Source organism: Micromonospora sp. ALFpr18c, from assembly GCF_008868155.1.
Lineage (GTDB): Bacteria > Actinomycetota > Actinomycetes > Mycobacteriales > Micromonosporaceae > Micromonospora.
The window spans coordinates 1-24,902 of record NZ_WBKR01000088.1; the positions used below are offsets into that span (position 1 = coordinate 1).

A 24,902-nucleotide genomic window follows, 5' to 3' on the forward strand; every position below is an offset into this window, starting at 1 on the left:
GATCTGCGGCCACGCTGCTGAGTGCGCCCGATCGGGTCGGGGTCCACGTCCGGCGACCACCCGGAGGGGAGTTGGGTCGAGCCGCCTGATCAGGGGGTGGATGGTGGTGATGAGTCGGCTCGGTCGCCCGCCGGGACGTGGTTGCGGGCGCTGGGCTCTCCAGGTGGTGGACGTGGTCACCCTGGCGGTGACGGGCCTGACGGTCGGGTGAGGCGCCTCCGGTGTCGAAAGGATCTTGTTAACGTTCACACCGATCGATGGCTCTCAGGCTGGCAGAAAGTTCCAGGATTTTCAACCGGTAGTTTCGGGCCCGTTACGGATCAGACGATTCGGGTTCGGGAGCCCTGTGGCGCGCAAGATCAAATAATGCTGGGACCTCTCGGGCGGCAACCGGTACATGCTGGACGCCGACCCGACGTGGACCACCCAGACGGCAGCCGGGGTCAGGTCGGCGAGGTTGGAGCTGGCGAGAAGGGCCCGGACGCTGTCGCGCTCGGCTTCGGTACTGCCGAACTACCGTGTCGCCGGCGTGGTGCTCAGGTACGCCGAAACGGTGACGCTGCCGTCGGCGCGGACGATGGTGACGAAGGACAGCCGGTCGACGGCGACCGGCACGTCGCCGAACACATTCTCGGCCTTGCCCTCACTGGTCCAGTTGACGACGGGGATGGCCGCCCCGTCGGTCGTCGTCGCGTACATCCGGTAGCCGGTCGCGGCGCTCAGACCGGTGACCGTGGCCTCGACGGACGTGCCGGAGGTCGTCGGTTTCACCAGGATCGACATGGAGACCCCGGTGGAGCGGTCCGAGGCCGACGCCGTCACCGCGACGGGGATCGGCTCCGGTGCCGTGTCGGAATTGCGGCCCAGGAGGCCGTTGAGCACGAAACCGCCGGATACCAGCACCAGCGCAAGCACCAGCCCGGTCTGGACGAGCAGCCGTAGGCGCCAGGCCGACGGCCGGTTCGTGCCAGGCGGCGTCCCGGCGGCGGTGGTCCAACCGGTCAGGTGCCCGATGTCGTGCGCGAAGAAGCGGATGAAGCGCTCTGGGGCGGGTCCACCCCGACTGAGCGGTCCGAATTCTTCCACAAGGCCGTCACGGTCCTCGTCGACGAGCAGCGTGATCGCTACGAGGGCTTCGCAGACCTCCACGGCGGTGGTGCGACACGAGGCGCAGTCCGACAGATGGTTCTCGATGCGTTCACCGTCGGCCGCGCCGAGCTGGTCGGCGTAGTACGGCCCGAGCAATTCGGCAACGTGCGGTCCGTCGCTGACAACGTCACCCACGGCGCTCAGCTTTCCAGCGGCAGCGGCGCGCCGAATTCTTCGATCGGTGGCGTTTCCTTCGGCCGGTGTGCGCCCGCCTTGCAGCCCGCGAAAGGTCCGTCCGGCGCCCGCAAGGTGTTCATGATCGGCATGAGGAAATCGCGATGCCACATTGCCGGGCCGGTGGCCTCGGCGCCGGCCCCGGTCAACGCCTGCCAGGAGAGCCACAGAGAGTGCAGGTGGCCGACGGCAGACATGTGCTGCCACCACTGCGGGCACCACGGACGCGTCGACGAGGTCTCCTGCCCGTAGATCGGCAGGAGTAGGCCGTGCACCCATCGAGCGAGTAGGTCCAGCTCGATGGAGTACGCCGGGTCAGGCAGGTACAGAATGAAGAATGGCTGCGGTTCGGGAACCGGCGCGTCCGATGTGGAGTTTGCGCCGTTCTCCGTTTCGGTGGTCATCGGGATTGGTTCTCCTGCTCCAGATCGGGTGGCGTGGGTAGCTCCACTTTGAAAACGGCTGGATGTTGCAGATGGTTCACGGCCCGATCAACAGGTGAGGTTTCCGCCAGGATCCACGCCGAGTAACTCGCAGAACTTCCGGTACGCGGACACCCGGGACCCGACCGCGTCCGGCCGCTTCCCGCCGCATTCAAGATAGCCGTTGATGATCCGGATCGTTGCGCCGAAGCCACCCGTTCCGGTGATCGCCGAGTGCGGCGACCCCCCACCCCTCATCCAGAACCACAGTGCCGTGCCCCAGGCAACCGTGGAGTTCGTGCTCACCAGTTCGGGCCGGTGGAGGAGGTCGTAACCGAGGTCGTTCCCGGCCGCATAGTAGTTGTAGTTCCAGCTGAGCTGGATGGGCCCTCGACCGTGGTATGCCCGTACTCCGGCGGGGCAACCGTACGGGGCGCTCGACTGGCAGTAGTTCCCCCAGGCACTCTTGTTGAGCTCCTCGACGTAGATCAGGCCGCCGGACTCGTGGTTCACGTTGGCGAGGAATGCCGCTAATTCACGCTTGCCGACGTCGCCGGACCCGCTGGCGAAAGCCGGGTATTTCGCCATCGCCTGGGTCAATCCCGCGTAGCTGTAGAACGGGATGGCTCTCGGGAACATCTTCCTGAAGACCGCCTCGTCGAATCCGCTTCCGGACGGCGGTTTCGCCGGCGATGTCCCCGTTTCGGTCCCGCCGGGTGGGCCCGTGCCAGCCCCGCCGGGTGAGCCCGTGCCAGCCCCGCCCGGTGAGGGAGACGGGGCCGGGGTGGGGGTCGTCTCATGGCTCCGGAAGGACTCGAACTGGGAACGCACCTCGTAGGGGTACGCCAGGAGGCCGATCGGAACGGTGCCGAGGGTCTTGATGCTCTCGATTCCGATGTTCCATGCCAGCAACGTCAGCGTGAGTCTGTCACCTGTCAGTTCGCCGTTGTCGATGAGCTCACCGACCTGGTCGCTCAGTGCGCACAGGTACCGCGCCTGCGCGTGGATCGAATCCACCGGGTCCAGGACTGACGCGGTGCCGTTACCGTCGTCGTCCTTGCCGTACGTCGCGAAGATGTCGTCCGGGATCTGGGCGATCCCGCGTTGGTCGTCAGGCCCCACCGCCTCCCGCCGGAACTGCGACTCCACCTGAATCTGGGCGGCGAGCACAATTGGGCTGATCACGTCACACTCGTCGCCGGCGTCCTTCAGTGCCTGCACGACGTCGGGGAGCGGAACGTTCTTCTCGTCGAGGGTGCCCTTGCCGTCGTCCTTGAGCACGTCGTCGAGGGCACCCGAGCCGTTGCCTCCCGGCTGGCTGTCGACTGGAGTGTGCTGCGCTATCGACCCTCCGACGATCGCCACGATGCACAGGAGGCAGATCAGGGCGACGAGGAGGAGCGGCCAGAAGGCCAGGACGGCGACAATGATGCCGGTGGTCTGGCCGGCGTCCGGCTGCTTCGGCGTCGCCTCGGCAACTGCTGCCCGTGCCCGTGCATTGCGTGTGCTAGCCATCCGCCCCTCGTGTCGGCTCTATCGTCGGCAGCCGTCGGGGTGGCCCCGATGACGTCGTCTGCTCAAGGAACGGACGAGGGTGCCAGTGGTTCACTGCACGGCTCCGTGAACCGTCTTGATTTTTCTCCGTTGTCAGCTGAGTTGCTGACGGCACAGTGGTGACAAGGCGGGAACTGGGATGAGCGTTCGGGTGCGGCGGGTGTACCGGCCTGCCCCCATGTCCGCGATCGACGGAGACGCGGGTGACCGGGAACACTCGGGCCGGGAGCCGCGCGGCGGGCTGAGCCGGACCGGCGTGGGCTGGGTCGCGGCTCATGGCGGATGCGGCGCGACGACTTTGGCGAACGTGCTCGGTGGGACCGATCTCGGATGCCGGTGGCCCCAGCCGGGCCGTGCGGAGCCGGCGCGGATCTTCCTGGTCGCGAGAACGCATGCGTACGGCCTGCAAGCCGCGTCGCGTGCCCTGAACGCCATGCGTGAGAGCAGGCACCCGGACGGGATGGAACTCATCGGCGTGGTCGCCGTGGCCGATGCCCCCGGGTCTCTGCCCCGGGTCCTGGTCAGTCAGATCCGTCTGCTGCGTTCGGTTGCTCCGGTGCATCGGATTCCCTGGATTCCGGACTGGCGGCTCGGTCAGCATCCGAGTCGGTTGCCCCGGCAGGTGGAGTCACTCGAGCGGCGGGTCCGAGAGCTGGGCTCCTACCACCCTGGCGGGCAATGATGACCGGCACCATCAATTGGCCTCGCCTGTCGGCCGCCCTGGCCACGCTGGCGCTCGTCTGGGTCGTGACCGCAGGGCTGCCCGCGGACGGCCGGGAAGCATCGGTGACCCTCGCGGCCGCGGCCGGGTCGCTCGCTATGCCTCCGCCTCCGGACCCGGAGCCGGAGGTGGAGCCGGCTCCGACTCCGACGAGCGGGTATCCACCGTGGCACATGAAATTCAGGAACAAAATGGGTGCGACCGTGACGTTTTGCTGGGCCCTCGAACCGAGCGCCCCCGGACAGCACTGTGGTGGCCAGAAGCTGACTGCCCAGAGTTGGGACGTTGATATCCCTTACCAGCCGGGCGACCGGATATTTGTGTGGGCCAAGGTCGTTGCCGGCCAAGACACCAACCATTATGAGGCCACGGGTGCGGCCAACTGCACCATCAGCGGTGCGACAATTTCGAGTAAGTTCGACTGCGACAATCCGGGCATGCCGCCTCCGGTGTTCCCGGAGCCGAGCATTTCGCCGTTCAATCCGCTGGCGCAGAACGGCGCTTATCAGAAACCCGCACTGGTAAATCTGCTGAACGTGCTGGCGTGGTGCGTGTCGGCGGCCGGAGTCGGTGGGCTCCTCTTCATTGGCACCCAGATGGCGCTGCAGGTGCGTCTCGGTTATCCCGGCCGGTCCGCCGAACTGCGGCAGGAGGTCATTATTGTTGCTGTCGCCTGCATCATCGCAGCGGCGGTTGGTCCTATCGTCATGTTTCTGGATATCGCAGCCGCTCTCGACGAATTCTGAAGACCGCTTTTTTCTGCCGGCGTTCGCATCAACCCGGCCCCGATATCGGAGGTAGATCATGTCCAGGTACCTCACTTACCTCGACGCCCTGTTGAGGCTGCTGCCGCAGGCCGCTGTGCCGCAGCCCGACCGGGGTGGTGCCGCGCCGCCGGTTCTGGTGGGCCTGGTCACGCTCGGGCTCAACATCATCGCGTGGGCCGGCACCGCCGCTGGCGTGGCCGGTGTGCTCATCACCGGGACGATGATGGCCATCTCGCACAAGCGCGGGGAGACGTCCGAGCACATGAGCCGGCTCGGCTTGGTCCTCGGCGGTTGCATTCTGGTCGCCTCGGCCGGTCCGCTGGTCTCGTTCGTCTTCGATTTCAACGCCGGGTGAGTGCGACGTGCTGAGACTGCTCGGGTCCGCTCCGGTTCGCGACGACGAGGAGCGGCCCTACTGGTCGCAACGGAGCTGGCAGCTCTCGGCCGGGTTCGTCGCCGTCGTGCTGGTCGTCGGGTTGTTCGCCCTGCTGGTCAAGCCGGACGATGCGCAGGAGACGAGTTCCACTCAGTCGGTGCGGATCGACGCCGGACCGGGGCAGCGGCCGGACGGCTGCCAGACCGACGACTCCGCGCAGGGGGCGCCGGTGCGCGCTCCGAACGACGTGACGTGGCGGGAGTTGAACGGCGGTAGCATCCCGGTCTCCCGGTCGGCTGGTCCACGGGTGCTGGGCGGTCCGCTGCTGTGGTGCTTTGCGCACACCCCGATGGGTGCGGTGCTGGCGGCGAACGTCATTCCTCGGCAGTTGAGCGGACGTGATTGGGCCCAAGTCGCGGAGCGACAGATCACTCCTGGCGAAGACCGAGAGATTTTCGTGTCGATGCGTGCCACCTATGTGGAGCCGGCAGGCACGCAGTCGGTCGCCTCGCTGGCCGGGTTTTCGCTGGTCTCCTATTCGGATTCTGCCGCCACGGTCCGAATATTGATGAGCTTCACGCAGGGGATGGCCGTCACGGAGTACACCGTCGCTTGGTCCGGGGGAGACTGGAAGATCAAGCCACTGCCCAGCGGGGATCTCCACACGGCGATAATTCCCATGTCGACCTCCAGCGGTTTTATCATGTGGAAGGTGTGACATGCCGGATTGCAGCTCCGGAGACGCCTCCTACGGCGGCCCGTTCGGGTGGGCGTGGAAACTCGCGGACCAGGGGATCGACGGCATCCTCAAAGGGCTCGCCTCGGCGATTATCGAAGCGGCCGTCAACCTCTTCGCCAGCGTGGCGGACACCGTTCCGACCCTGTCCGCGGACCCCGAGTTCAATCACAAGCTCGGGCTGCAGACCAACTGGCTGGTGCTCGCGATCGCGGTGGCCTCACTGCTGGTCGCCGCAGCGCGGATGGCCATGGAACGTCGCGGACAGGCCGGTGTGACCGCACTCAAGGGCATGCTCCGCGTCCTGCTGACAGCCGGCGCGGGCGCCTTCATCGTCGGTGAGCTGGCCATCCTGTCGGACCAGTACACCAACCACCTGTACCAGGCAGGCGTCAAGGAGCAGCTCAAGGTCATCAACGGCTGCGGCAGCCTGGACATCTCCACCTTCCTCCTGATCGTTATCGGCCTGCTGCTGCTGATCGCCGGCGTCATCCACGTCATCATGCTGTACCTGCGGCTCGGCATCATGGTGCTGCTCCTGGGCACCCTGCCACTCGCCGCCGCGGCGTCGATGACCGAATGGGGTTCGTCGTGGTGGCGCAAGCACATCGCGTGGATGGTGGCCTGGCTGGTCTACAAGCCGGCCGTGGGTCTGATCCTCTACGCGGGCACAACGATGATCGCCTATGGAGGCAGCGAGGGAGGGCTACAGCAACGGATCGCCGGGTGCGGAGTTCTGCTGATGTCCGCCGTCGCGATGCCGGCGTTGCTACGGCTGATCGTCCCCGCCGCGGCGGCCCTCGGCTCCTCGGACTCGTCCGGCGCTGTGGTCGGCGGCGCTGCCGCCGCGACGGGCGCGGTCGCCTCGGGCGCGGCGCGCCTGGCGAGTCGCGGGCAACAAGCGGCCAGCCGCGGTGCCAGTGGTGCTCGTGGAGCCAGTGGAGCCGGCGGCGCCACCGGTGGCCGGGGAGCCGCTGGCGCCGGCGTGGCCGGTGCCGCCGGGATGGCCGCGAGCGGCGCGGTGAAGGCTGCGGCGACGACCGCCGCGGTGGCCGCACGGGCCGTGACCACCACCCACCAGACCGCCGGGCGGATCGCCGACGGCGCCTTGCCGACCGCGATCGACGGTGGCGACCGCTAGCGAGCCGGACAACAGGAGCGCAAAGAGTGAGTACTGAAGTAGTCAAGACGCGGACGTACGGCAACTGGCGCCAGCCGCGGAAGGCAGGGCTCGGGCCGTTCGGGCTGGTGGGCACCGTAGGCCTGTTCGGCGGCCTGGTGGTGGTCCTGCTCGCGTCCATGATCTCCATCGGTGTGGCCCTGATCATGGCGGTGATAGGTGCGGTGGCGCTGGGCCCGCTGGCCATCCGTACGCCGGACGGCCGCAACGTCTACAACATGATGTCGGTGCGGATCGGCTGGTCCCGCCGGCGGGCCAATGGAAGCACCACCTATGTCTCCGGTCCGCTCTCCGCCCGTCCGGGCGGTCGCTTCCGGCCACCGGGCATGTTGAGCAAGGTCACGATGCTGGAGGGCCTGGACCCGTACGGGCGCCGCTTCGGTGTCCTGCACCACCGCTACCGCAACCTCTACACGATCGTGCTGGGCTGCGAGCCCGACGGCGGGTCACTCGTCGACGACGACCAGAGTGACATCTGGGTGGCGCAGTGGGGTGACTGGCTCGCCCGGCTGTCGCACGAGCCGGATCTGCGCGGTGCCGCGGTCGTCGTGGAGACCGCGCCGGACCCGGGCACCCGGCTGGCCAGCGAAGTTCTCACCCGCATCTCGCCGGACGCCCCGCCGGTCGCCCAGCAGGTGATGCAGGAGGTCGTCGAGCGCTATCCGGATGCGTCGTCGGAGATGAACACGTACGTCACCCTGACGTACGGGCTGCGGAGCGGAACCCGGCGCGGTTCCGACGAGATTCTCACCGAGCTCGCACTTCGCATCCAAGGCCTGATCAGTGGCCTGATCAGCGCGGGTGGTGGCGCCGCCACGCCGCTGTCCGCCGAGCGGATCGCCGAAGTCGTCCGGGTCGCCTACGACCCCGCGGTTTCGGCCGACGTGAACGACATCCGAGCCCAACACGGCGGTACCGGCCTGGAGTGGAACGACGCGGGACCAGCCGCCGCCGTGGAGAAGGTCGACGCCTACCACCACGATTCGGGCGTCTCGCGCAGCTGGCTTCTCACGCTCGCGCCGCGCGGAACGGTGCGTTCCAGCGTGTTGCGTTCACTACTAGACCCGGCAGTCGGCATCCGGCGGAAGCGGGTGGCTCTGCTGTACCGACCGATCGATCCGGCGACGTCCGCGAAGATTGTCGAGTCGGACCGGCGCGCGGCCCAGTTCATGGCCAATTCCACCCGTGGACCGATCCGGGCGCGGTCAATGACGGAGGTCGCCGCGACCGAGCAGACCGCAGCCGAGGAGGCGGCCGGTGCCGGGCTCGTGGAGTTCTCGATCGTCGTCACGGTGACGGTGGAGTCCGCCGAGGAGATCGCCGACGCCAACGCGACGATGCGGAACCTGCTCGGAGCCTCCCGCCTGTCGATGCGGGCCGCCGACCGGATGCAGGCGGCCGCGTTCACCTGCGCGCTGCCGGTGGGCATCCTGCCCTGGGAGCAGACGCTGATCCCTCGCGAGTTTCAGGAGGCATTGTGAGCACAGGGTCGGCACTGGACCGGCTCATCGTCCCGCCCTTCGCGGCGCAGGAGCTGGAGCCCGACGAGATCGGCGATCAGTCACCGAGGGCGCGGCGCAAGGAGGCAATCCGGCAGCGCAAGGCGGATCAGGCCGAGCAGCGCAGGCGGGCGTACGCGGCGAAGCGCAACCGGGACGACTTCATACCGCACCGCGGATCGTACGGGCTCGCCGGCGGCCGGGTCGCTCCGATGGATCCGCCGGCCATGTGGCGCGCCACCAGTGTGCAGGCGTGTGGCCTCTGGCCGTTCGTCTCGGGGTCGGGTGCGCCGTCGGTCGGCGTGCCGCTGGGCCAGCACCTCTCGACTGGTGCGACGGTCTGCGGTGACCCGTTGAACTGGTTCACCCGCGCCCGTTACATCTCCAACCCGTCGCTGTTCATGCTCGGGATGCCGGGTCTGGGCAAATCCACGCTGATCAACCGCATGCTCATCGGTCTGGCGGCGCAAGGGGTGGTCCCGTTGGTGCTGGGCGACCTCAAGCCGGACTACGCCGACACCGTACGGGCACTGGGGGGTCAGGTCATCTCCATCGGCCGTGGCGTCGGTGGCCTCAACGTCCTGGACCCCGGAGCGATGGGCGCCGCGGCGGCGAAGATCGGCGGCCGCGCCGGGGAAACGCTGCTGGCCGAGACCCACGGCCGGGTGCTCAACATGGTGGCCGCACTGCTGACCATCGTTCGTGGTCAGGCGATCACCGATCACGAGCAGTCCGTGCTCTCGGCGTGCCTGCGTCACCTTCGCGACCGCACGCCGGAAGGCCACGCCGTGCACCTGGGTGACCTGTTGGCGGTACTGCAGGAAGGCCCCGACGAGGTCCGCCAGTTCACCCTCGACCGTGGCGAGGAGTCGCGGTACCGCGACGCGGTCGACCCTTTGCACCGATCGCTGCTGGGCATCCTCGATGGTCCACTCGGCACCACGTTCTCGTCCACGACCTCGACCCACATCGATCCCGATGCCACCGCCGTGTGCATCGACATCTCCCGCATTGGCGAGGCGGACGGCCAGCTCACCGCGGCTGCGATGCTCGCGGCCTGGTCGGACGGGCTCGGCACGGTCGCTGCGTCGCATGCGCTCGCCGACGCCGGGCTGGCGCCCAGACGGTGGTTCTTCACGGTCCTCGATGAGCTGTGGCGGCCGTTGCGCGCCGCGTCCGGCATCGTCGACCGCATCGACGCGCTGACTCGGCTCAACCGGTCGCTCGGCCTGGCCGACTCGAAGATCACCCACACTCTGAAGGACGCGGAGGCGCTGGGCAGCGAGTCCGACAAGGCGAAGGCACGCGGCTTCGTCGAGCGAGCTGGCATGGTGGTCTGCGCCGGCCTGCCGCGTGCCGAGATGGAGGAGCTGAGCAAGGTGGTCGGCCTGTCGCGTCGAGAGATCGATCTGGTCTCCTCCTGGTCGTCGCCGCCCGGCTGGGCACAGAACGGCGACAACGAGGAACCCCCCGGGCGCGGCCGTTTCCTGGTCAAGGTCGGTGGCCGTCCGGGCATCCCGATCCGGATGTCGATCACCGAGACCGAGCGGCGTCTGCACGACACGAACACCCGATGGGTGGCCAACGGCCACGCGGACGAGGTAGGGGCCGCGCGCGAACAGGAGCGAGCCGACTTCACTCCCGAGGATGCCTGGTGAGCGCGCGAGGCGGGGTCGGGGTCGGGAGCAGTGAGGTCATGGCCTGGCTCATCCCCGGCGTCGCCGTGCTCAATTTCATCGTCTTCGGTGTCCTCTGGCTGGGCGGTACGCTCGGATTCGCGGTGACCGGCAACGGCTGGCATCCGCCGCCGTTCAGCGGCGGCGTCTACCGGCGACTGTTGACCGGCGAGGTCGCGGCCGTCTGGCCCGGCATCTCCCCGTCCGTTGTCTACACCACCGCCGTCCTGCTGCTCGCCGTTGCGGTGTCTCTGATCGTTCTGATCGTCCTCAAGGTCGCCGGTCGGGTGTCCGCGAAGTCGAGCGGACTGGCGGGCCGACGGGAGATGGCCGGCCTGATGCCCGAGCAGGCCGCGGCGCGGGCCCGGGACCTGCGTCCGTCGCTGAAGGGCGTGCGTGAGCTCGCACCCGACGACATCGGCAACCTCCTCGGTGACCTGGACCCGGATGGGCCGGAGCTGCGGTCCTCCTTCGAGGACGTCGAACTCGACCTGATGGCACCCCGTGCCGGCAAGTCCACCGGGATTGCCATCCCGCGGCTGCTCCGGGCGCGGGGAGCGGTGCTGCTCACCTCGAACAAGTCCGACGTCTTCACCGTAACCCGGCAGGAACGCGCCAAGGTCGGCCGTGTCTGGACCTTCGACCCGCAGGGCATCGCGCACTCTCCGCGCGAGATGTGGTGGGACATGCTGGCCGGCTGCGACACCATCGAGGGCTCGCGCCGGCTTGCCGGGCATTTCGTCAGCTCCGTCAACGACGACTCGGCGAAGAAGGACTTCTGGATTTCGGCCGCACAGAACACGCTCACCGCACTGTTCCTGGCCGCGTGCCGAGGAGGACGGTCGGTTTCCGACCTGCTGGCCTGGCTCGCCGACCCGGCCGACCGGACACCGATCGACATCCTGCGCGACGTCGGAATGGCCCCCATGGCCGAGCAGTTGCAGGGGACCGTACGCGGCGCGGTGGAGACCCGCGACGGCATCTACGAGACCGCCCGGCAGTGCGCCGCCTGCCTGCTCGATCCGGAGATCGTCGCCTGGGTCAGCCCCGACCCGCTCCTGCCGGAATTCATCCCGTCCCAGCACGTCATCAGCCGTGACACGCTGTACCTGCTGTCCAAGGACGGCGGCGGTTCGGCGGCCGGGGTGATCGCCGGCCTTGCCGACATGACGCTACGGGCGGGCGTGGTGGCGGCCGAACGCATGGGCGGCCGTCTCGACCCGCCGATGACCGCGGTGCTCGACGAGGCGGCCAACGTCTGCCGGATCAGTGACCTGCCCGACCTGTACAGCCACCTCGGCTCGCGCGGCATCAACGTGGTGACGCTCCTGCAGAGCTACCGTCAGGGTGCCCGGGTCTGGGGCGATGCCGGCATGGACGCCCTGTGGAGCGCCGCCACCATCAAGCTGCTCGGCGCCGGTCTCGACGACGCCGACTTCGTCGACAAGGTTTCCCGCCTGGTCGGACAGCGGGATGTGAAAACGCCGAGCTGGTCCAGTAGCCGCGATGGACGATCACGCTCGGTTTCGTACCGCCAGGAGCCGATCCTGCCACCTGACAAGATCAGGGCGCTGCCGAAGGGGACAGCGATTCTGCTCGCCACGGGAATCCGACCCGCCCTGATCCGCCTACGCCCCTGGTACAAGGAGCCGAACTCGGCCGTCATCTCGAAGGCCGCGAAGGAGGAGGTGGACGGCATCACCCGCCGCGCAGCCGCCGCCTGGGCAGGCGACACCGCTCGATGACGCGTCCGGGTCGACTGTCGCTGTGTTCGGGGTCGGCTCGGCGCCGCACTGTCGGCAGGGTTGACGAGGCTCATCTCGCGTGAACCGGCGAGGCCATTTCGCCGTTGTAAGTCCGACTCTGTTTCCTGACTTGGCCGTAAAGGTGCGTCGATGACCTCGTCCAGCAGCCAAAAGACCCGATGGATCCGACTGCGGCTGCCCGCGAAGGACCGCCGCCGCGTGGTGATTGCCGGGTTGAGCCTCGTGACCCTGGGCGCCGGCGTGTTGCCGTTGGGGGGCGACCTGACCGCGTCGGCCAACGCGGAAAAGCTCGTGGGCAAGGCCGTGCCGGCCGCGCTGACGGAAACCATCGTCGCTGCCGCGCTGTCGTGCCGCTCGTTGAACCCGGCACGCCTGTCGGCGCAGATCATGGTGGCGTCAAAGTTCGCCTCCGATCAGAGCAACGGCATCGCCGGGCTCACCGCCGCCGAATGGAACCGCTGGCGTCCCGCCCAGAATGCGGACCGGGGCGACAGCGCGGACAACATCCACGCCCTCGCCCACAAGACCTGTGACCTCGTCGGCCAGGTACGCTTCGCCGGTCTCACCGGCGACATGTGGCCGCTGGCCCTGGCGGCCGACAAGGTCGGGATTGACGCGGTCGTGGCGAGCAAGGGCGTACCCGCCTCCGCCAAGTCCTACGTCAAGCGTGTCAAGGCGTACGCGAACTGGTACGCCGAGCAGACGCCGTTCCGCGTCGAGTCGCCGAACGGCGCGGTGTCGCGGCCGCAGCCCGGCGCGATCCGGGTGCCGGACACGTACGTCGACCTGATTCGGAAGGCCGGCAGCATCTGTCCGCTGGTCACCGCCCCGCGTATCGCGGCGCAGTTGATGGCGATGTCGAAGTTCGATCCGAAGGCGCGCTCGGCGGACGGCGGTCTGGGCATCGCGCAGTTCACGCCCGACCTGTGGCGGCAGTACGGGTCGTCGCCCGATTCGGTGTGGAAGGCGGAGGAGGCAATTCCCGCGCTTGGCATGGCGATGTGCGACTATGTCTCGCAACTCGGTGGCCTGAGCGGTGCCGACCCGTACCGGATGGCGCTCGCCGCGTTCCAGTGGGGTGAGGACGCCGTGCGGGCCGCCAACGGCACACCGAAGGCCAATGTCCCACAGCTCTCGGACGCCACGATGCGATACGTCGCGGCGTACGAGAAGGACCCGCGCCTCACCGCGGGGGCCGTGCCGTCCCCGTCCCCGTCCCCGGGCGGTCCCACGACCCCCTCCGGCGGAAAGCCGACGACCGGGGCGACGGTTCCTGCGACGCCGGGCGGAACGACGCCCGCGCCCGGCGGGCCGACCACTCCGGCGCAGGAGCCGACCACTCCGGCTCAACAGCCGACCACGCCGACGAGCATTGGCGGATTCAAGGTCGGCCTGAACTACCAGCTGATCAACGACTGGACGGGCTCGGTGGCGCAGATTCCGTACTCGGACTCCAACAAGACGGTCGGCGAGCACGTCACGCTGTGGGTGAACAAGCACCAGAAGGACCAGTTCTGGAAGCTCACGGCCTCGCAGGGCTACGCCGTGTGGGTCAACACGTACAGCGGCCTCGCAATGGGTATCGAACCGGGTGGCACCTGGAACGGCGCGAAGGTGCTGCAGGTGAAGCTCAACCCCACGGATCATTTCCAGCAGTGGAAGATCGAGAACGCGGGCGGTGGCCGCCTGCACATCCGTAACCGGGCGACCGGAAAACTGTTGGAGATCCTCGGCGCCGACGTGGCGCCCACTGCCGATGACGGCACCTGGAACGGCCACTGGCTGGAGCAGTGGGACGAGATCCCTGGTCAACGCGACCAGCGCTGGAGCCTTGTCCACGAATAAGTCCGAGCGTCTTGTTCTAGCAGATCAAGCAATCACATCCGGAGGTTACGGTGGACAGGGTATACGAGCAGCGTCCGAAAAAGGAATATTCGAAGCGAAAGCTCACCCTCGACGCTATCGCGGTCGTGAGAAGAGATATTGTTAGTAACGTAGACCTGAGTGAACCAATTCGCAGAAGTGCACGCCTGGAGTTGGACAGGATGATTCGTCAGGCGAACATCAACCTCGATCGAAGGCGGGCGGACAAGCGGCCGGGGCGCAACTTCATTCGTAAAGGCTACGGCTATGCACGAATGGGATACAGGGCGCTTAGAGGGCCGGCGGGAATGGTGAGGTCGGCGAGTAAGGCTCGGGACAGAGTCGGGGCTGCGAGACTCATGGGGCGGCAGCAGGAAATTTGGCGCTACGTAAACGCAATGATGCGTGACTGCCCAACCGTGAAAAGTCTGTACGAACAGGGGCAGTTGCCGAAATCTGTCCGGGATAACCTGTTTGTCGAGCCACATCTCAGAATGCAAGATCCCAACGAAATGTACGGTCGCATACGCTCCGCGGCCAGCTCTGGTGTGGCCGCCGAGCGTGGGCAGTTTCATTCGCCCATTGCTATGCCTACATCAAGCCTCGGGCTCACCGGCACTGACACATCAGCGTATCAATATGATCGAGTCCATCACGCTGCTCACTATCCCGCGGCTCCTCGACAACAAGTTCCTTCGGGGACCGCTGAGGTCAACGCCAATCTGGCCAGGACCTTTGAGGAACTCACGTCTCAGATGTCGACCCTCACCGCTCAACTCGCGGCCCTTCAGGGCTTGTCCCACCAGGGCGCTCCCCACCAGGGCGCTCCCTACCAGGGCGCTCCCCACCCGGGCGCGCGCATGGCGGTGGGTCCTGCGCACGGTCGATCCAGCGACTGGGCTGGCTTGAGCAGTCCTGCCCTAGCCGGCGGCGGCTTTGGCCGTGCTTCGCTGCCCAGCTCCCCATCCCCACAACCGTCCACGCTCCCGAGCCCCGCACGTGCTAATGGGCAGTCGACGCCCCGTGTCCGGTAGCTGTCACGTCAAGCTGAGACGGTTTGTGTCTGTTGGATGGGCTGGTTGATATAGGTCAGGTCGGATACTCCGGTGGTTGGGGGCGCCGCGTGAACCGGTGTGGGTGCTCGGCTTGTGCGGCGTCGCGGGCGTCATGCCGGTGCCGGCGGATGTGTTCGGCGGTGCCGTAGTGGACTGACGCCGGTGAATGGGAGTTTCGAGATCGATGGCGGCGGTGGTGACGGTGGTCACCACCGCCGTTTCGCGTGTCGTTGAAAGGTGAAGCTGTCGCACCGGAGCTTCGCCCTGGTTCAGCGCGTCATTCGCTCGGGCTGGTGAGCGAGCCGCGCCAGCCCCCGCGCCAGCCCCCGCGTCGCCACCCGACCGGCCCGCCTGTGGGTACGGCATACTGCGTCGATGGCTGGCGTCTCCGTCTGGGCGGCGGTGATGGCCACCGGCGAACGGGTGAGCGGGCAGGACTGCGAGCCGGCGCGTTCTGGCCGGGCTCCCATGAGACGTCCTTACTCGGAACGGCTCAACGATCGGATGGGCACCGTCCGAAGCCCGTCGCCAAGCAGCCACACCACGAGCTGCACGAATTCTGGGCAGGTCAGTCAGACAGCACAGGTGATCACCTGGTGCCCTCTCGAGACCGGGGACCTGTCGCGAGGAGCCTGTCTATCGATGCTTGCCACGGTCATATCCACCACGATCCGATCTGGACCGACGGCCGGTCATCCCGGCCGCCCCACCCCTTGTCGAGATCGCCTCAATGAGTTCCGCCGACCGTTCACCACTCCCGGTCGTCCGCGTCGGACTGCGTCGCGGTGGTGTCGTCCGTCCAGTGGGTCGCGTCGGCCGACTCGACCGGTCCGTTCCAGTGCGGCTGCGGGCCGCCGGCCATCACGGGCGAGGGGAACTGAACCGGGGCCGCGGGCTGCACGTCGCTCATGTCCTCGGCCCGGCCACGCCACAGGCGTACCATCCGCCAGACCAGATAGCCGGCGGCTCCGAGGGTGATCAGGATGACCACGACGAGCCAGAAGGAGTATCCGTGCGTCTCTTGCGCCGTCATCTCGGCGCTGTCGCTCTCGGTGGCTACCGGGTCGTTCTCCTCGGCAAGCACCTCGGTCACCGATGCCGCTGGGTTGATCATTCCCCAGCCGAACGAACCGTCGGGGCGGGTGCCCTCGCCGACCTGATCCGCCGTCGCCTGGACGCGGTGCGTCACCTGGGAGGCCGTGAGGTCCGGGTACGCGGCGCGTACGAGGGCGGCCTCCCCGGCGGCGAAGGCGACCGCGTAGTACGTTCCCGTACCCGCCGTGCCGCCGGCACCGGTGACTCCGAGGCTGGTGACGTTCACGCCGGGCGCCACGATGTCGATGCCGCCCTTGCGGTACGCGTCCGCGGCCTGCATGTCGGCGCTGACGCCAGCGACCCGCAGGACTCCCGGGCCGGATGGCGGCTCACCGACGCCCGCCTCGGTCTTGGCCCCGACAACGACGACGACGTTCTGCATCACCGCGTTCTTGAGGGCCGTGGCGACCTCCGGTGCCCCGGCGTCCATGGCGGGGCCCAGTGCGATCACGGTGGCGCCAGCCGAGACCGCGTACGTCACGGCCTGGGCCTGAACGTTCGTCGGCAGCACGCCTCCGGCCGTCGAGCGGACCCGGATCGGCAGCACCGACGCGTCCGGCGCCATGCCGGTCAGCTCGCTTCCCGGTGTCTTCTGCGCCACGATCAACCCGGCCATGGACGAGCCGGTGCCGAGGCAGTCCACGTCACCACGGCTCTTGCCGTCGGCCATGTCGTGGCCGGCACTGACCCGCCCGACCAGTTGCGGCAGCTTTCCGTCGACGCCCGAATCGAGGATGGCCACGACCTGACCCTTGCCGCGGCTCTGCGGCCAGGCCTGGTCCGCGGCCAGACGCAGCGCGGCCCAGTCCAGGCGGGTCGTCGACGCGGCGCCGGCACAGTTCATGCCACTCGGCGGTGACCCGCCGCCGGGGGGCAGGCCGCCGTCGGGGATCTGTCCGGGACCCGTTGCGGCGCCGTCGCCCTGCGGTTTGCCGGGCGTCGTGGCCGAGCCCTGAGTGGCCGGTCCCGTGTACCGGATGTCCTGCCCCACGGCGTCCCACGGCATCACCAGTCGCCAACCGGCCGTCAGCCGGTTCGGGTCCGACAGCTTGTTGCCGTCCGGCTGGACGCGGCCGACGTTGAGGTCGAAGATTTCCGTGGATCGCGCGTCGCTGCCCAGGAACCGTCCCGCGATCTCGCCGAGGTTCTCCGGCGCACCCTGGTATGCCGAGGTCACCACGTAGTACTTCACGTAGTCGGCGTCGGCCTGCGCGGCTTGCGTCATGCCGGGCCCGAGTATGGCCAGCGCCGCCGCGGCGAGGCTGAAGAGCAGGCGTTGCGCCGCGGCCGGTCGGGTCATCTCATTGCCTTTCGGATAAGGGCCCGCAGGCGAGGGCCCGGTCATGCGTCCGGTTCGGAGCCGGCGTTGAATCCCTGGTCGGACAGTGCTTTGCGCAGTGCACGAAGCGCGTGGAACGACCTCGACTTCACCGTTCCGGGTGGGATATCCAGGTTCTCGGCCGCCTCGGCGATCGAGTGGTTCAGGAAATACAACTGAATCAGCGTCGTACGAAGCCGTTCCGGCAACGACGCCACGGCCCGTCGGACGTATTGCGAGTCGAGGTCGCGGGCGAAGCGCTCCTCGGCACTTTCATCGGAGGTGGCATCGCCTATCTCGTCGGTGTAGTCGAGCGGGCGCACCTGCGCGGCGCGGACGTTGTCGATGGCGATCCGCCGTGCGACCGTGAACAGCCAGGCTCGATTCCAGCGGCCGCCCTCGTTGCGGGCGTCGGGATGCTGCCAGGCGCGCACCATGGTTTCCTGCACGATGTCCTCGGCCCAGTGCCGGTCGCCGTTTGCCAGCCGGATGGCATAGGCGAGCAACACCGGCCGGTGCACCAGTTGCAGGTGCCGAAGGGCCGCCATCCCATCCAGCGGTGAGGTGGCGTCGCCCTGCTCGGACAGGTACGCTCCGTCATCGGTTGCCTTACGGAGAGCGAGACTGGTTTCGCTGGATCCGGCCGTGTCATCGATCGGAGGCATGTGCCGTCCTTTCCTGAAGACCACGACCTCTGACCCCAGTCGCACATCGCTTAGCCCACCGCGCCCATCCGTCGCGGGCCGCACCCATCAGCGGTCATTGAAGCGGGCTCCACTTGACACTCTCTGAACCGCCTCTTCCGGCCCTCCGTCCGTCGTGTCAACGGTCCTGGCCCGCGCCCCGAAGCCGATCGGTGCTCCTTCACACGGAGTCCCGCGCGAATTGCGGTTCGGGTTGAGGCACCGGGCTGGGCGTCGTGAACCGAATGATCCGGCGCGTCGTTGCTTGCAGGGGGATGCTCGGTAGTCATCCCCGGAGGAGACCCGCTAGCCCATGACCGTCCCTGAACAACACCTCGACAACGCTCTCCGCGCGCTGCAGAGCGATCTTTCCATGCCGGTCGACTGGAGTGCGGTTCGCGCAAGAGCGAAGCGCACCCTGGCCGCACCGCCCGGACCCGCGGCGGAACCTGCAACCGATGCTCCGGGCCTGGACATCGACGGTCTCGACCCCGCGTCACTGACGGCTGCGTACGAGCAGGTCGTTGCCCTGGTGATGCTGAAAGACCCCAGTCTCGCGGACGTGATGGGCGAGCTGGTCGAGGGCCGCAGACGTCTTGACAAGGTGGAGGGTCTGGGCCCGAGCCCGGTTGTCTTCCCCCGTCCCGCGGCTCCGCGAGGCTCCAGTGCGGCGGCCGCACTCCGATCACAGGGCGGCGTTGCTCGGCGCGCCGGACCGGTCGTACCCCAGCCGCGTGCGGATAAGCCAAAGGACGGGCGGGCACCAGGGCACACGCGGTGAATGAGGTCGCCCCGGAAAGAGACACCGAAGGCATGACGCCCGAGGAGGCCCTTGAGCATCTCCAGCAGGTACAACGTCCTGCGCTGCTGGCCTACGTGTCGCGGCTGGTCGGTGGCGACGTCCACTGGGCGGAGGACGTCGTGCAGGAGACGATGGTGCGGGCCTGGAAGAACCCGGACTCCCGGGTGGACGGCCGATGGAGCCGCGGCTGGCTCTACACGGTGGCCCGGCGCATCCTCATCGACCAGGCGCGGGCGGCCCGTTCACGTCCCGAGCTGACCTCGGCGGAGGCGTTGACACACATTCCCGCCCAAGACGCCGAGGTCGACAGCTTCATAGACGGGACCGAGATCCGGGCAGCCGTCGCCGCTCTCCCGGAACGCCTTCGCACGGTCCTGATCGAGCTCTACTACCAGGAACGTACGGTCGCCGAAGCCGCGCAGATCCTCAACGTTCCGGCCGGGACCGTGAAGTCCCGCAACTTTTACGCGATCCGCGCACTGCGTGACCAGCTGGCCTGACCACGAACGCCGGCGGTGGCGGCAACCACGAGTACGGTGTCGAGGCGACGGGCACGGGCATCGGCGGCACGTCGCCGGGGCGGGAGCGTCCAGCCCGGTGCCGGCCGACCGTGGAGGGAGCGAGGATGGCGCAGCGCAGAGCACTTGTGGTTCGGGGCGGGTGGGAGGGGCACCAGCCGGTCAAGGCGACGGACCTGTTCATCCCCTTCCTCGAACGCAGCGGCTATGCCGTACGGGTTGAGGAGTCGACGGAGATCTACGCCGATGCCGCCGAGATGGCCGACACCGATCTCGTCGTGCAGTGCGTGACGATGTCGCAGATCACCTCGGAGCAGGCGGCGGGCCTCAGCGCGGCGGTCATCGCCGGTACGGGATTCACCGGCTGGCACGGCGGGATCGTGGATTCGTTCCGCGCGTCATCGGAGTACTTGCACCTGGTGGGCGGCCAGTTCGCGACCCATCCGGGTAAAGAGCCGTGCGAGCGTCACGGTGGCGCGGAGGACAACTTTCTGCCGCACACGGTGCGCATCACCGACCTCGGCCGAGAGCATCCGATCACCGCGGGCATCGAGGACTTCGACCTGGTCACCGAGCAGTACTGGGTGTTGCACGACGACCTGATCGACATCCTCGCGGTCACCACCCACCCGAGCAGGGCGTGGCAGCCATGGCACCGGCCGGTCACCTCGCCGGCGATCTGGACCCGACTGTGGGGTGCCGGGCGCATCGTCGTGACGACCCCGGGACACAGCCTTGACGTGCTGGAGCACGCGAGCGTCCGTACCGTCATCGAGAGGGGGATGAGGTGGGCGACCCGCACCGCGTCGGCATCGTAGGTCTCGGGGTCATCTCCCGCGCGTACCTGGACACACTCGCGAACCACCCCGCGGTGTCGATCGCCGCCCTGGCCGACCTCGATGCCTCCCGGTCGGCCGCGGTCGCCGCCACGATCCCCGGCGCCGAGGCGATGAGCGTCGAGGCCCTGCTCGCCCGCCCCGACGTGCAGACGGTACTCAACCTCACGATCCCCGCGGCGCACGCCGACATCTCGCTCGGCGCGATCGACGCGGGCAAGAACGTGTACGTCGAGAAGCCGCTCGCCGTGACGTTCCCGGACGGCCGTTCGATCATCGATCGGGCCAAGACGGCCGGCGTCCGCGTGGGGTGCGCGCCGGACACCGTCCTGGGCACGGGTACGCAGACGGCGCGTGCGGCCATCGACGGCGGGCTGATCGGACGCCCGTTGTCCGCGTCGGCCGTCATGGTCACCCCTGGGCACGAGCGCTGGCATCCCAATCCCGACTTCTACTACGCGCCCGGCGGCGGCCCGTTGCTGGACATGGGGCCGTACTACATCTCGGCGCTCATCCACCTGCTCGGGCCGGTCCGTGCGGTGAGCGGAACCGCCAGCCGGCTGCGCGCCGAGCGCGTCATCGGCTCGGGGCCTCGGATGGGCCAGCGGATCACGGTGGAGGTGGACACCCACGTGACCGGCGTGCTGGAGCACGCCAACGGTGCTCTGTCCACCATCACGACGAGCTTCGACGGCGTCGCGACGACTGCCGCGCCGATCGAGGTCCATGGGGAGGCCGGCACGCTCGCCGTACCCGATCCGAACACCTTCGACGGTGAGGTCCGCCTCTTCGCGCTCGGCGGCACCCAGTGGCGCGTTCTCGAACCGCGGGCCGGTTACGCCGAGGGTTCCCGAGGTCTGGGTCTGATCGACCTGGTCAGCGCCGACGGTCAGCGTCCGCCGCGCGCTGGCGGTGACGTGGCCCTGCACGTCCTTGAAACGATGACGACCCTGCTGCGGTCGGCGGACGAGGGTCGGCGGATCGAGCTGACGACGGTGGTGCAGCGGCCCGTGCCGGTTCCGCTCACTCCGGTCGAGGACTGGACGGCATACGGCCACTGAACGGGGTCAGCCCGGGCATCGCCGACAGGACGCCGTCGGCGGGGCGATCCTCGCCGTCGTGGAACAGCCACATTCGGGACGGGCGCAGCGGCGGGCGCCGACAATGGGGGAGTGGCACCTGCCTTCGTCCTCACCTACGAGGACGCCGACAAGTCGATCGCCGACATCGGCACCTGGGAGGAGCACGACCGCACCGACCGCCGGATGCTGTTCACGTTGCACGGCCGCACCGGCCGCCGGCGATACGCGCTCATCCGCACCGGCGAGGGATGGCTGCTCCACCTGACGAAGGAGCAGCCCGTGGATGGCCGCTGACGGCGACGCCCCGCGGTCAACGCGGTAGCGGCGAGGCCCGCACCGCGGTTTCCCGCCCAGCGGCGGCCGGCGCTGGCGTGGCGGCGTGACGCCGCCGCGCGTCCACGGCGAGCAGCGTGAGGGCGACCAGCGTCAGCGATCCACCGACGAGTGCCAGCGGGCGTGCCCCCGAGATGGACAGGAGGGCGCCGCCGAACAGCGAACCACCGGCAATGCCCGCGTTGAAGGCGGTGCTGACGCCGGCCGAGGCGATGTCGGTGCTGCCGGGAGCCAGTTGCAGCATCCGGCTCTGCACGGCGGAGCCGAACGCCGCGTAGGCGAGGCCGATCCCGGCGAGAAACGCGACCGCGCCGGGCCGGAGTGCGCCCAGCGCGTACATGCCGATCAGCGAGGCCGCGCCGATGCTCAGCGGCGTCAGCAGAGAGGCGATCGGCCGGGTGTCCAGGGTCCGGGCCGCGGCCAGGGTGCCGACGACGCCGGCGGTGCCGGCGGCGAACAGCAGCGGTGCCAGGGCCGCGTCGGCGAAGCCGCTGACGTCGAGCAGGAACGGTGTGATGTAGGTCTGCAGGGTCATGAAGCCGCCGATGCCCAGGGCCGTGGCGATCAGCAGCACGGTGAAGCGCCGCCCGTCCGGTGCGGTGCCCCGGGCGGCACCGCCGGTCGCCGGGGGATAGGAGGGGAGGAGGATCAGCACCGCGGCGGCGATCGCCAGACCGACCCCGGCCAGCACCGCGAACGCCGTACGCCAACCGGCGTGCTGCCCGAGCCAGGCGCCGAGGGGTACGCCGAGCACCGGGGCGAGCGTCGCCCCGGTCGCGAACAGCGCCACGACCCGGCCGCGTACCGCGATCGGGAAGGGCCCGGTCACGGTCGCCGTGGCGATGGACCAGAACAGCGCCTGGGCGAGTGCGGTCAGGAGACGGGCGCCGGCCAGCACGGCGTACGTCGATGCGAGCGCGGCGGCGGCGTTCGCGGCGGCGAACAGGATCATCGTGCCGCCGAGAAGGTGACGCCGGGGGATCCGCTGGGTCAGCCGGGCCAGTGGCACGGACGCCACCACGACCACGACCGCGTACCCGCTGACCAGCATTCCCACCCGCGAGCGCGACCGGTCGAGATCGGGTGCGATGTGGGTCAGCAGGCCGACGGGCAGCAGCTCGGTCGTGATGAACGCGAACGCGGCCAGGGAGAGCACGACGAGTACGGCCCAGGCCCGTCGCGGTGACACCTCCGGCGCCATGGTCCACCCCCATTCATGGTCACCGTAGCCGAGCGTCCAGCCCCTGCTCCGGTCGCCGGCCCCGACCGCAGCGACACCCGCGCGCGTCCGTGATCAGCCGTCGGGCCGCCGGTCAGGATCGTGTCCGGAACGGGGCCAGGACGGCCCGGATCTGGTCGCCCGCGCCCCAGTCGTCGTCGAACTGGGCCAGTACGGCGGGGTGGACTCCTCAAGCCCGGCGTGCCCGCCCACCTCGGCGGCGGTAGCGCGGTCCCGGCGAGCACGGGTCGCGGCCCTGTCAGGCGGGGGTGAGCAGGCAGAACTCGTTGCCTTCCGGGTCCGCCAGGACCTTCCACCCGACGCTCCGGTCCAGGTCGACGGAGGTGGCGCCGAGAGCCCGCAGTCTCGCCGCCTCGGCCTCCAGGTCGTCATCCGGGTACGGGCGGACGTCGAGGTGGACGCGGTTCCACACGGTCTTCACGTCGGGTGTGCGGATGAACTCCAGATAGGGGCCGACGCCCTTGGCCGAGCGCAGCACCGCGCGGTGGTCGGTCACCTCGTGCACGGTCCAGTCGGTGGCCTCGCCCCAGAAGCGGGCCATGGCGCGCGGATCCGCGCAGTCGGCCACCACGGCGGCGATCGGGCCGGTGTCCTGGTAGATCGGCCGGGGCTCCAGCACGCAGAACTCGTTGCCCTCCGGGTCGGCCAGGACCGTCCACGGGACGTCGCCCTGGCCGATGTCGGCGGGTGTCGCGCCGAGATCCCTCAGGCGCGCGACGACCTCCGCCTGATGGGCCGTCGAGGTGGTGGCGAGGTCGATGTGCACGCGGTTCTTCACCGTCTTGGGTTCCGGGGAGACGACGAGGTCGATACAGACAGCGACGGGGTCGGGGTAGACGAAGCCCTCGGGTTCGAGGTTCGTCACGCCGGGCCCCTCACTGGAGACCTCCCAGCCCAGCGCCTGCGCCCAGAAGCCGCCCAGCGCGGAGTCGTCCCGAGCCTTCATGTTGATCTGCACAAGCCGCGTCGCCATGGCAGCGATGCTAGAGCCCGTCGAGCCGGCGGTGGTACCCGAACCGGAGTGATCGCTCGGTGTGGCGACGTCGGCACCCCGGCGCGGCGTCCGGCGCCGGCGGCCGGGTCTTCCGGGAGGAGAGCAGCGACACGGACCTTGTCGATGCCTGCGATAATCGCCTGGTCGACGTCTGGGTCGATGAGGAGGCGGCGAGTTGAGCAGCCTGGTCTACTTCGCACACAGCTATCGACCTCGAGACGCGATGATCAATGACTATTTCGCTCGCCTCATGGAGGCCGAGGGTCTGATTGCCAGCCTCGACCCTCCGTCGACACACGTGAACTCCGCGAAACTCGAGCGTCATCTCAGTCACTGCGATGCGATGGTCGTCGTCCTGACCACGGGCGTTTCAAGATCATCTTACGGTGGGTAGTGGTCACCACGTCGGCGTGTCGAATGGGGACGAAGCTCCGTTAGGACGAGGTCTTCTCACGGATCTGGTCCACCCGGAGCTTCGTCATGGCGCAGTCTGTCATCCCTGCTGTCGATTCGGTGCCCGCGCCGCGGGATGGTGGCGTGTCGTTCACGCCGTCGTGTCGCGATCTGCTGGAGTTGTTGCTGGCGGTGTCTGACGGCCGTTGTGGGCAGGGGCGGGATCATCCGGTCGCGGTCGTCCTGGCGCTGGTCGCGGCGGCGACGGTGGCCGGGTCGAAGGGCTACACGGCGATGGCGGGCTGGGTCGCCGACGTCTCGGCCGAGGTCCTGGACAGCCTGTATCAGCGAGTCGGAGCGCGCCCGGCCGGACGGCCGTCACGCTCGACGATCTGGCGGGTCTGCACTGATACCGACGCCGACGTGTTGGACGCCGTGATCGCCGAGTGGACGGCGACCCAGCATGCCCGCAGCTGCGTCGACACGCCGACGCAGCTGCGACTGGACGGCAAGACTGTGCGCGGCGCCGTTGACGACGACGGTGATCAGTTGCACCTGATGTCCGCCCTCGCAGGGCCGCCGCGATCGGGTGCGGCCAGTGTCATCGTCGCCCAGGCGCCCACCGACGGGGCCAAGACCAGCGAGCCAGCCACCGCCCGCGCCCTGCTGG

General features: G+C 68.7%; 21 protein-coding genes. 14 read left to right on the forward strand and 7 right to left on the reverse strand.

Going from position 1 to position 24,902, the window contains the following annotated elements; all coding sequences use genetic code 11:
• Positions 1-513: 513 nt before the first annotated feature.
• The 3 genes from F8271_RS17110 to F8271_RS17120 all read right to left on the reverse strand — a co-directional run bounded on the left by F8271_RS17110 (position 514) and on the right by F8271_RS17120 (position 3,260).
• Positions 514-1,284 (reverse strand): zf-HC2 domain-containing protein, encoded by a 771-nt coding sequence (locus F8271_RS17110; RefSeq protein ID WP_192580329.1) that lies wholly within the window; start codon positions 1,282-1,284, stop codon positions 514-516.
• Positions 1,285-1,289: 5 nt separating this feature from the next.
• On the reverse strand, positions 1,290-1,727 hold the full coding sequence (locus F8271_RS17115; protein WP_151490767.1) for a DUF4913 domain-containing protein: 438 nt from the start codon (positions 1,725-1,727) through the stop codon (positions 1,290-1,292).
• An 87-nt stretch (positions 1,728-1,814) separates the two neighbouring features.
• Positions 1,815-3,260: a glycoside hydrolase family 19 protein gene (locus F8271_RS17120; RefSeq protein ID WP_151490768.1), complete on the reverse strand. Its 1,446-nt coding sequence runs from the start codon at positions 3,258-3,260 to the stop codon at positions 1,815-1,817.
• 217 nt (positions 3,261-3,477) lie between these two features.
• On the opposite strand from F8271_RS17120, the gene F8271_RS34210 reads away from it, so the two are divergent.
• The 9 genes from F8271_RS34210 to F8271_RS17165 all read left to right on the forward strand — a co-directional run bounded on the left by F8271_RS34210 (position 3,478) and on the right by F8271_RS17165 (position 13,865).
• On the forward strand, positions 3,478-3,981 hold the full coding sequence (locus F8271_RS34210; protein WP_357948986.1) for a DUF6668 family protein: 504 nt from the start codon (positions 3,478-3,480) through the stop codon (positions 3,979-3,981).
• The gene (locus F8271_RS33240) at positions 3,978-4,766 is read left to right on the forward strand and encodes a hypothetical protein (RefSeq protein WP_225854589.1); all 789 of its coding nucleotides are present in this window, start codon (positions 3,978-3,980) and stop codon (positions 4,764-4,766) included. The genes F8271_RS34210 and F8271_RS33240 overlap by 4 nt, the downstream gene beginning before the upstream one ends.
• Before the next feature lie 58 nt (positions 4,767-4,824).
• A complete protein-coding gene (locus F8271_RS17135; protein WP_151490769.1) occupies positions 4,825-5,142 on the forward strand; it encodes a hypothetical protein in 318 nt (105 codons plus the stop codon).
• A 7-nt stretch (positions 5,143-5,149) separates the two neighbouring features.
• Positions 5,150-5,881, forward strand: a complete 732-nt coding sequence (locus F8271_RS17140) for a hypothetical protein (protein WP_151490770.1) — start codon at positions 5,150-5,152, stop codon at positions 5,879-5,881.
• A gap of 1 nt (position 5,882) precedes the next feature.
• Positions 5,883-7,040: a hypothetical protein gene (locus tag F8271_RS17145; protein ID WP_151490771.1), complete on the forward strand. Its 1,158-nt coding sequence runs from the start codon at positions 5,883-5,885 to the stop codon at positions 7,038-7,040.
• Positions 7,041-7,066: 26 nt separating this feature from the next.
• Positions 7,067-8,560 (forward strand): SCO6880 family protein, encoded by a 1,494-nt coding sequence (locus tag F8271_RS17150; RefSeq protein ID WP_151490772.1) that lies wholly within the window; start codon positions 7,067-7,069, stop codon positions 8,558-8,560.
• Positions 8,557-10,236 carry an ATP/GTP-binding protein gene (locus F8271_RS17155; RefSeq protein ID WP_225854590.1) on the forward strand — a complete coding sequence of 560 codons (1,680 nt, stop codon included), beginning with the start codon at positions 8,557-8,559 and terminating at the stop codon, positions 10,234-10,236. The genes F8271_RS17150 and F8271_RS17155 overlap by 4 nt, the downstream gene beginning before the upstream one ends.
• Complete coding sequence (locus tag F8271_RS17160) at positions 10,233-11,999, forward strand: type IV secretory system conjugative DNA transfer family protein (protein WP_225854591.1); 1,767 nt, start codon at positions 10,233-10,235, stop codon at positions 11,997-11,999. Before F8271_RS17155 ends, F8271_RS17160 begins: the two co-directional genes overlap by 4 nt.
• Before the next feature lie 150 nt (positions 12,000-12,149).
• A complete protein-coding gene (locus F8271_RS17165; protein ID WP_151490774.1) occupies positions 12,150-13,865 on the forward strand; it encodes an RICIN domain-containing protein in 1,716 nt (571 codons plus the stop codon).
• A 1,821-nt stretch (positions 13,866-15,686) separates the two neighbouring features.
• Here the strand turns inward: F8271_RS17165 and F8271_RS17170 are convergent.
• Positions 15,687-17,333 carry a S8 family serine peptidase gene (locus tag F8271_RS17170; RefSeq protein ID WP_192580330.1) on the reverse strand — a complete coding sequence of 549 codons (1,647 nt, stop codon included), beginning with the start codon at positions 17,331-17,333 and terminating at the stop codon, positions 15,687-15,689.
• Between the two features lie 41 nt (positions 17,334-17,374).
• Positions 17,375-18,016, reverse strand: a complete 642-nt coding sequence (locus F8271_RS17175) for a sigma-70 family RNA polymerase sigma factor (protein WP_225854592.1) — start codon at positions 18,014-18,016, stop codon at positions 17,375-17,377.
• A gap of 795 nt (positions 18,017-18,811) precedes the next feature.
• Between F8271_RS17175 and F8271_RS17180 the strand changes: the two genes are divergently transcribed.
• From F8271_RS17180 to F8271_RS17195, 4 genes are all read left to right on the forward strand, one after another.
• The gene (locus F8271_RS17180) at positions 18,812-19,336 is read left to right on the forward strand and encodes a sigma-70 family RNA polymerase sigma factor (RefSeq protein ID WP_225854593.1); all 525 of its coding nucleotides are present in this window, start codon (positions 18,812-18,814) and stop codon (positions 19,334-19,336) included.
• Positions 19,337-19,461: 125 nt separating this feature from the next.
• Positions 19,462-20,172, forward strand: a complete 711-nt coding sequence (locus F8271_RS17185) for a ThuA domain-containing protein (protein WP_151490776.1) — start codon at positions 19,462-19,464, stop codon at positions 20,170-20,172.
• Entirely contained in the window at positions 20,142-21,251 is a 1,110-nt protein-coding gene (locus F8271_RS17190) for a Gfo/Idh/MocA family protein (protein WP_151490777.1), read from the forward strand. Before F8271_RS17185 ends, F8271_RS17190 begins: the two co-directional genes overlap by 31 nt.
• Before the next feature lie 111 nt (positions 21,252-21,362).
• Positions 21,363-21,566: a hypothetical protein gene (locus F8271_RS17195; protein WP_225854594.1), complete on the forward strand. Its 204-nt coding sequence runs from the start codon at positions 21,363-21,365 to the stop codon at positions 21,564-21,566.
• A gap of 16 nt (positions 21,567-21,582) precedes the next feature.
• Here the strand turns inward: F8271_RS17195 and F8271_RS17200 are convergent, their stop codons facing one another.
• Complete coding sequence (locus F8271_RS17200) at positions 21,583-22,806, reverse strand: MFS transporter (RefSeq protein WP_151490778.1); 1,224 nt, start codon at positions 22,804-22,806, stop codon at positions 21,583-21,585.
• A 277-nt stretch (positions 22,807-23,083) separates the two neighbouring features.
• Complete coding sequence (locus F8271_RS17205; protein ID WP_151490779.1) at positions 23,084-23,818, reverse strand: VOC family protein; 735 nt, start codon at positions 23,816-23,818, stop codon at positions 23,084-23,086.
• Between the two features lie 558 nt (positions 23,819-24,376).
• Here F8271_RS17205 and F8271_RS17210 point away from each other — a divergent pair.
• The coding region (locus F8271_RS17210; protein ID WP_192580331.1) for a transposase family protein at positions 24,377-24,902 on the forward strand (526 nt) is incomplete at its 3' end.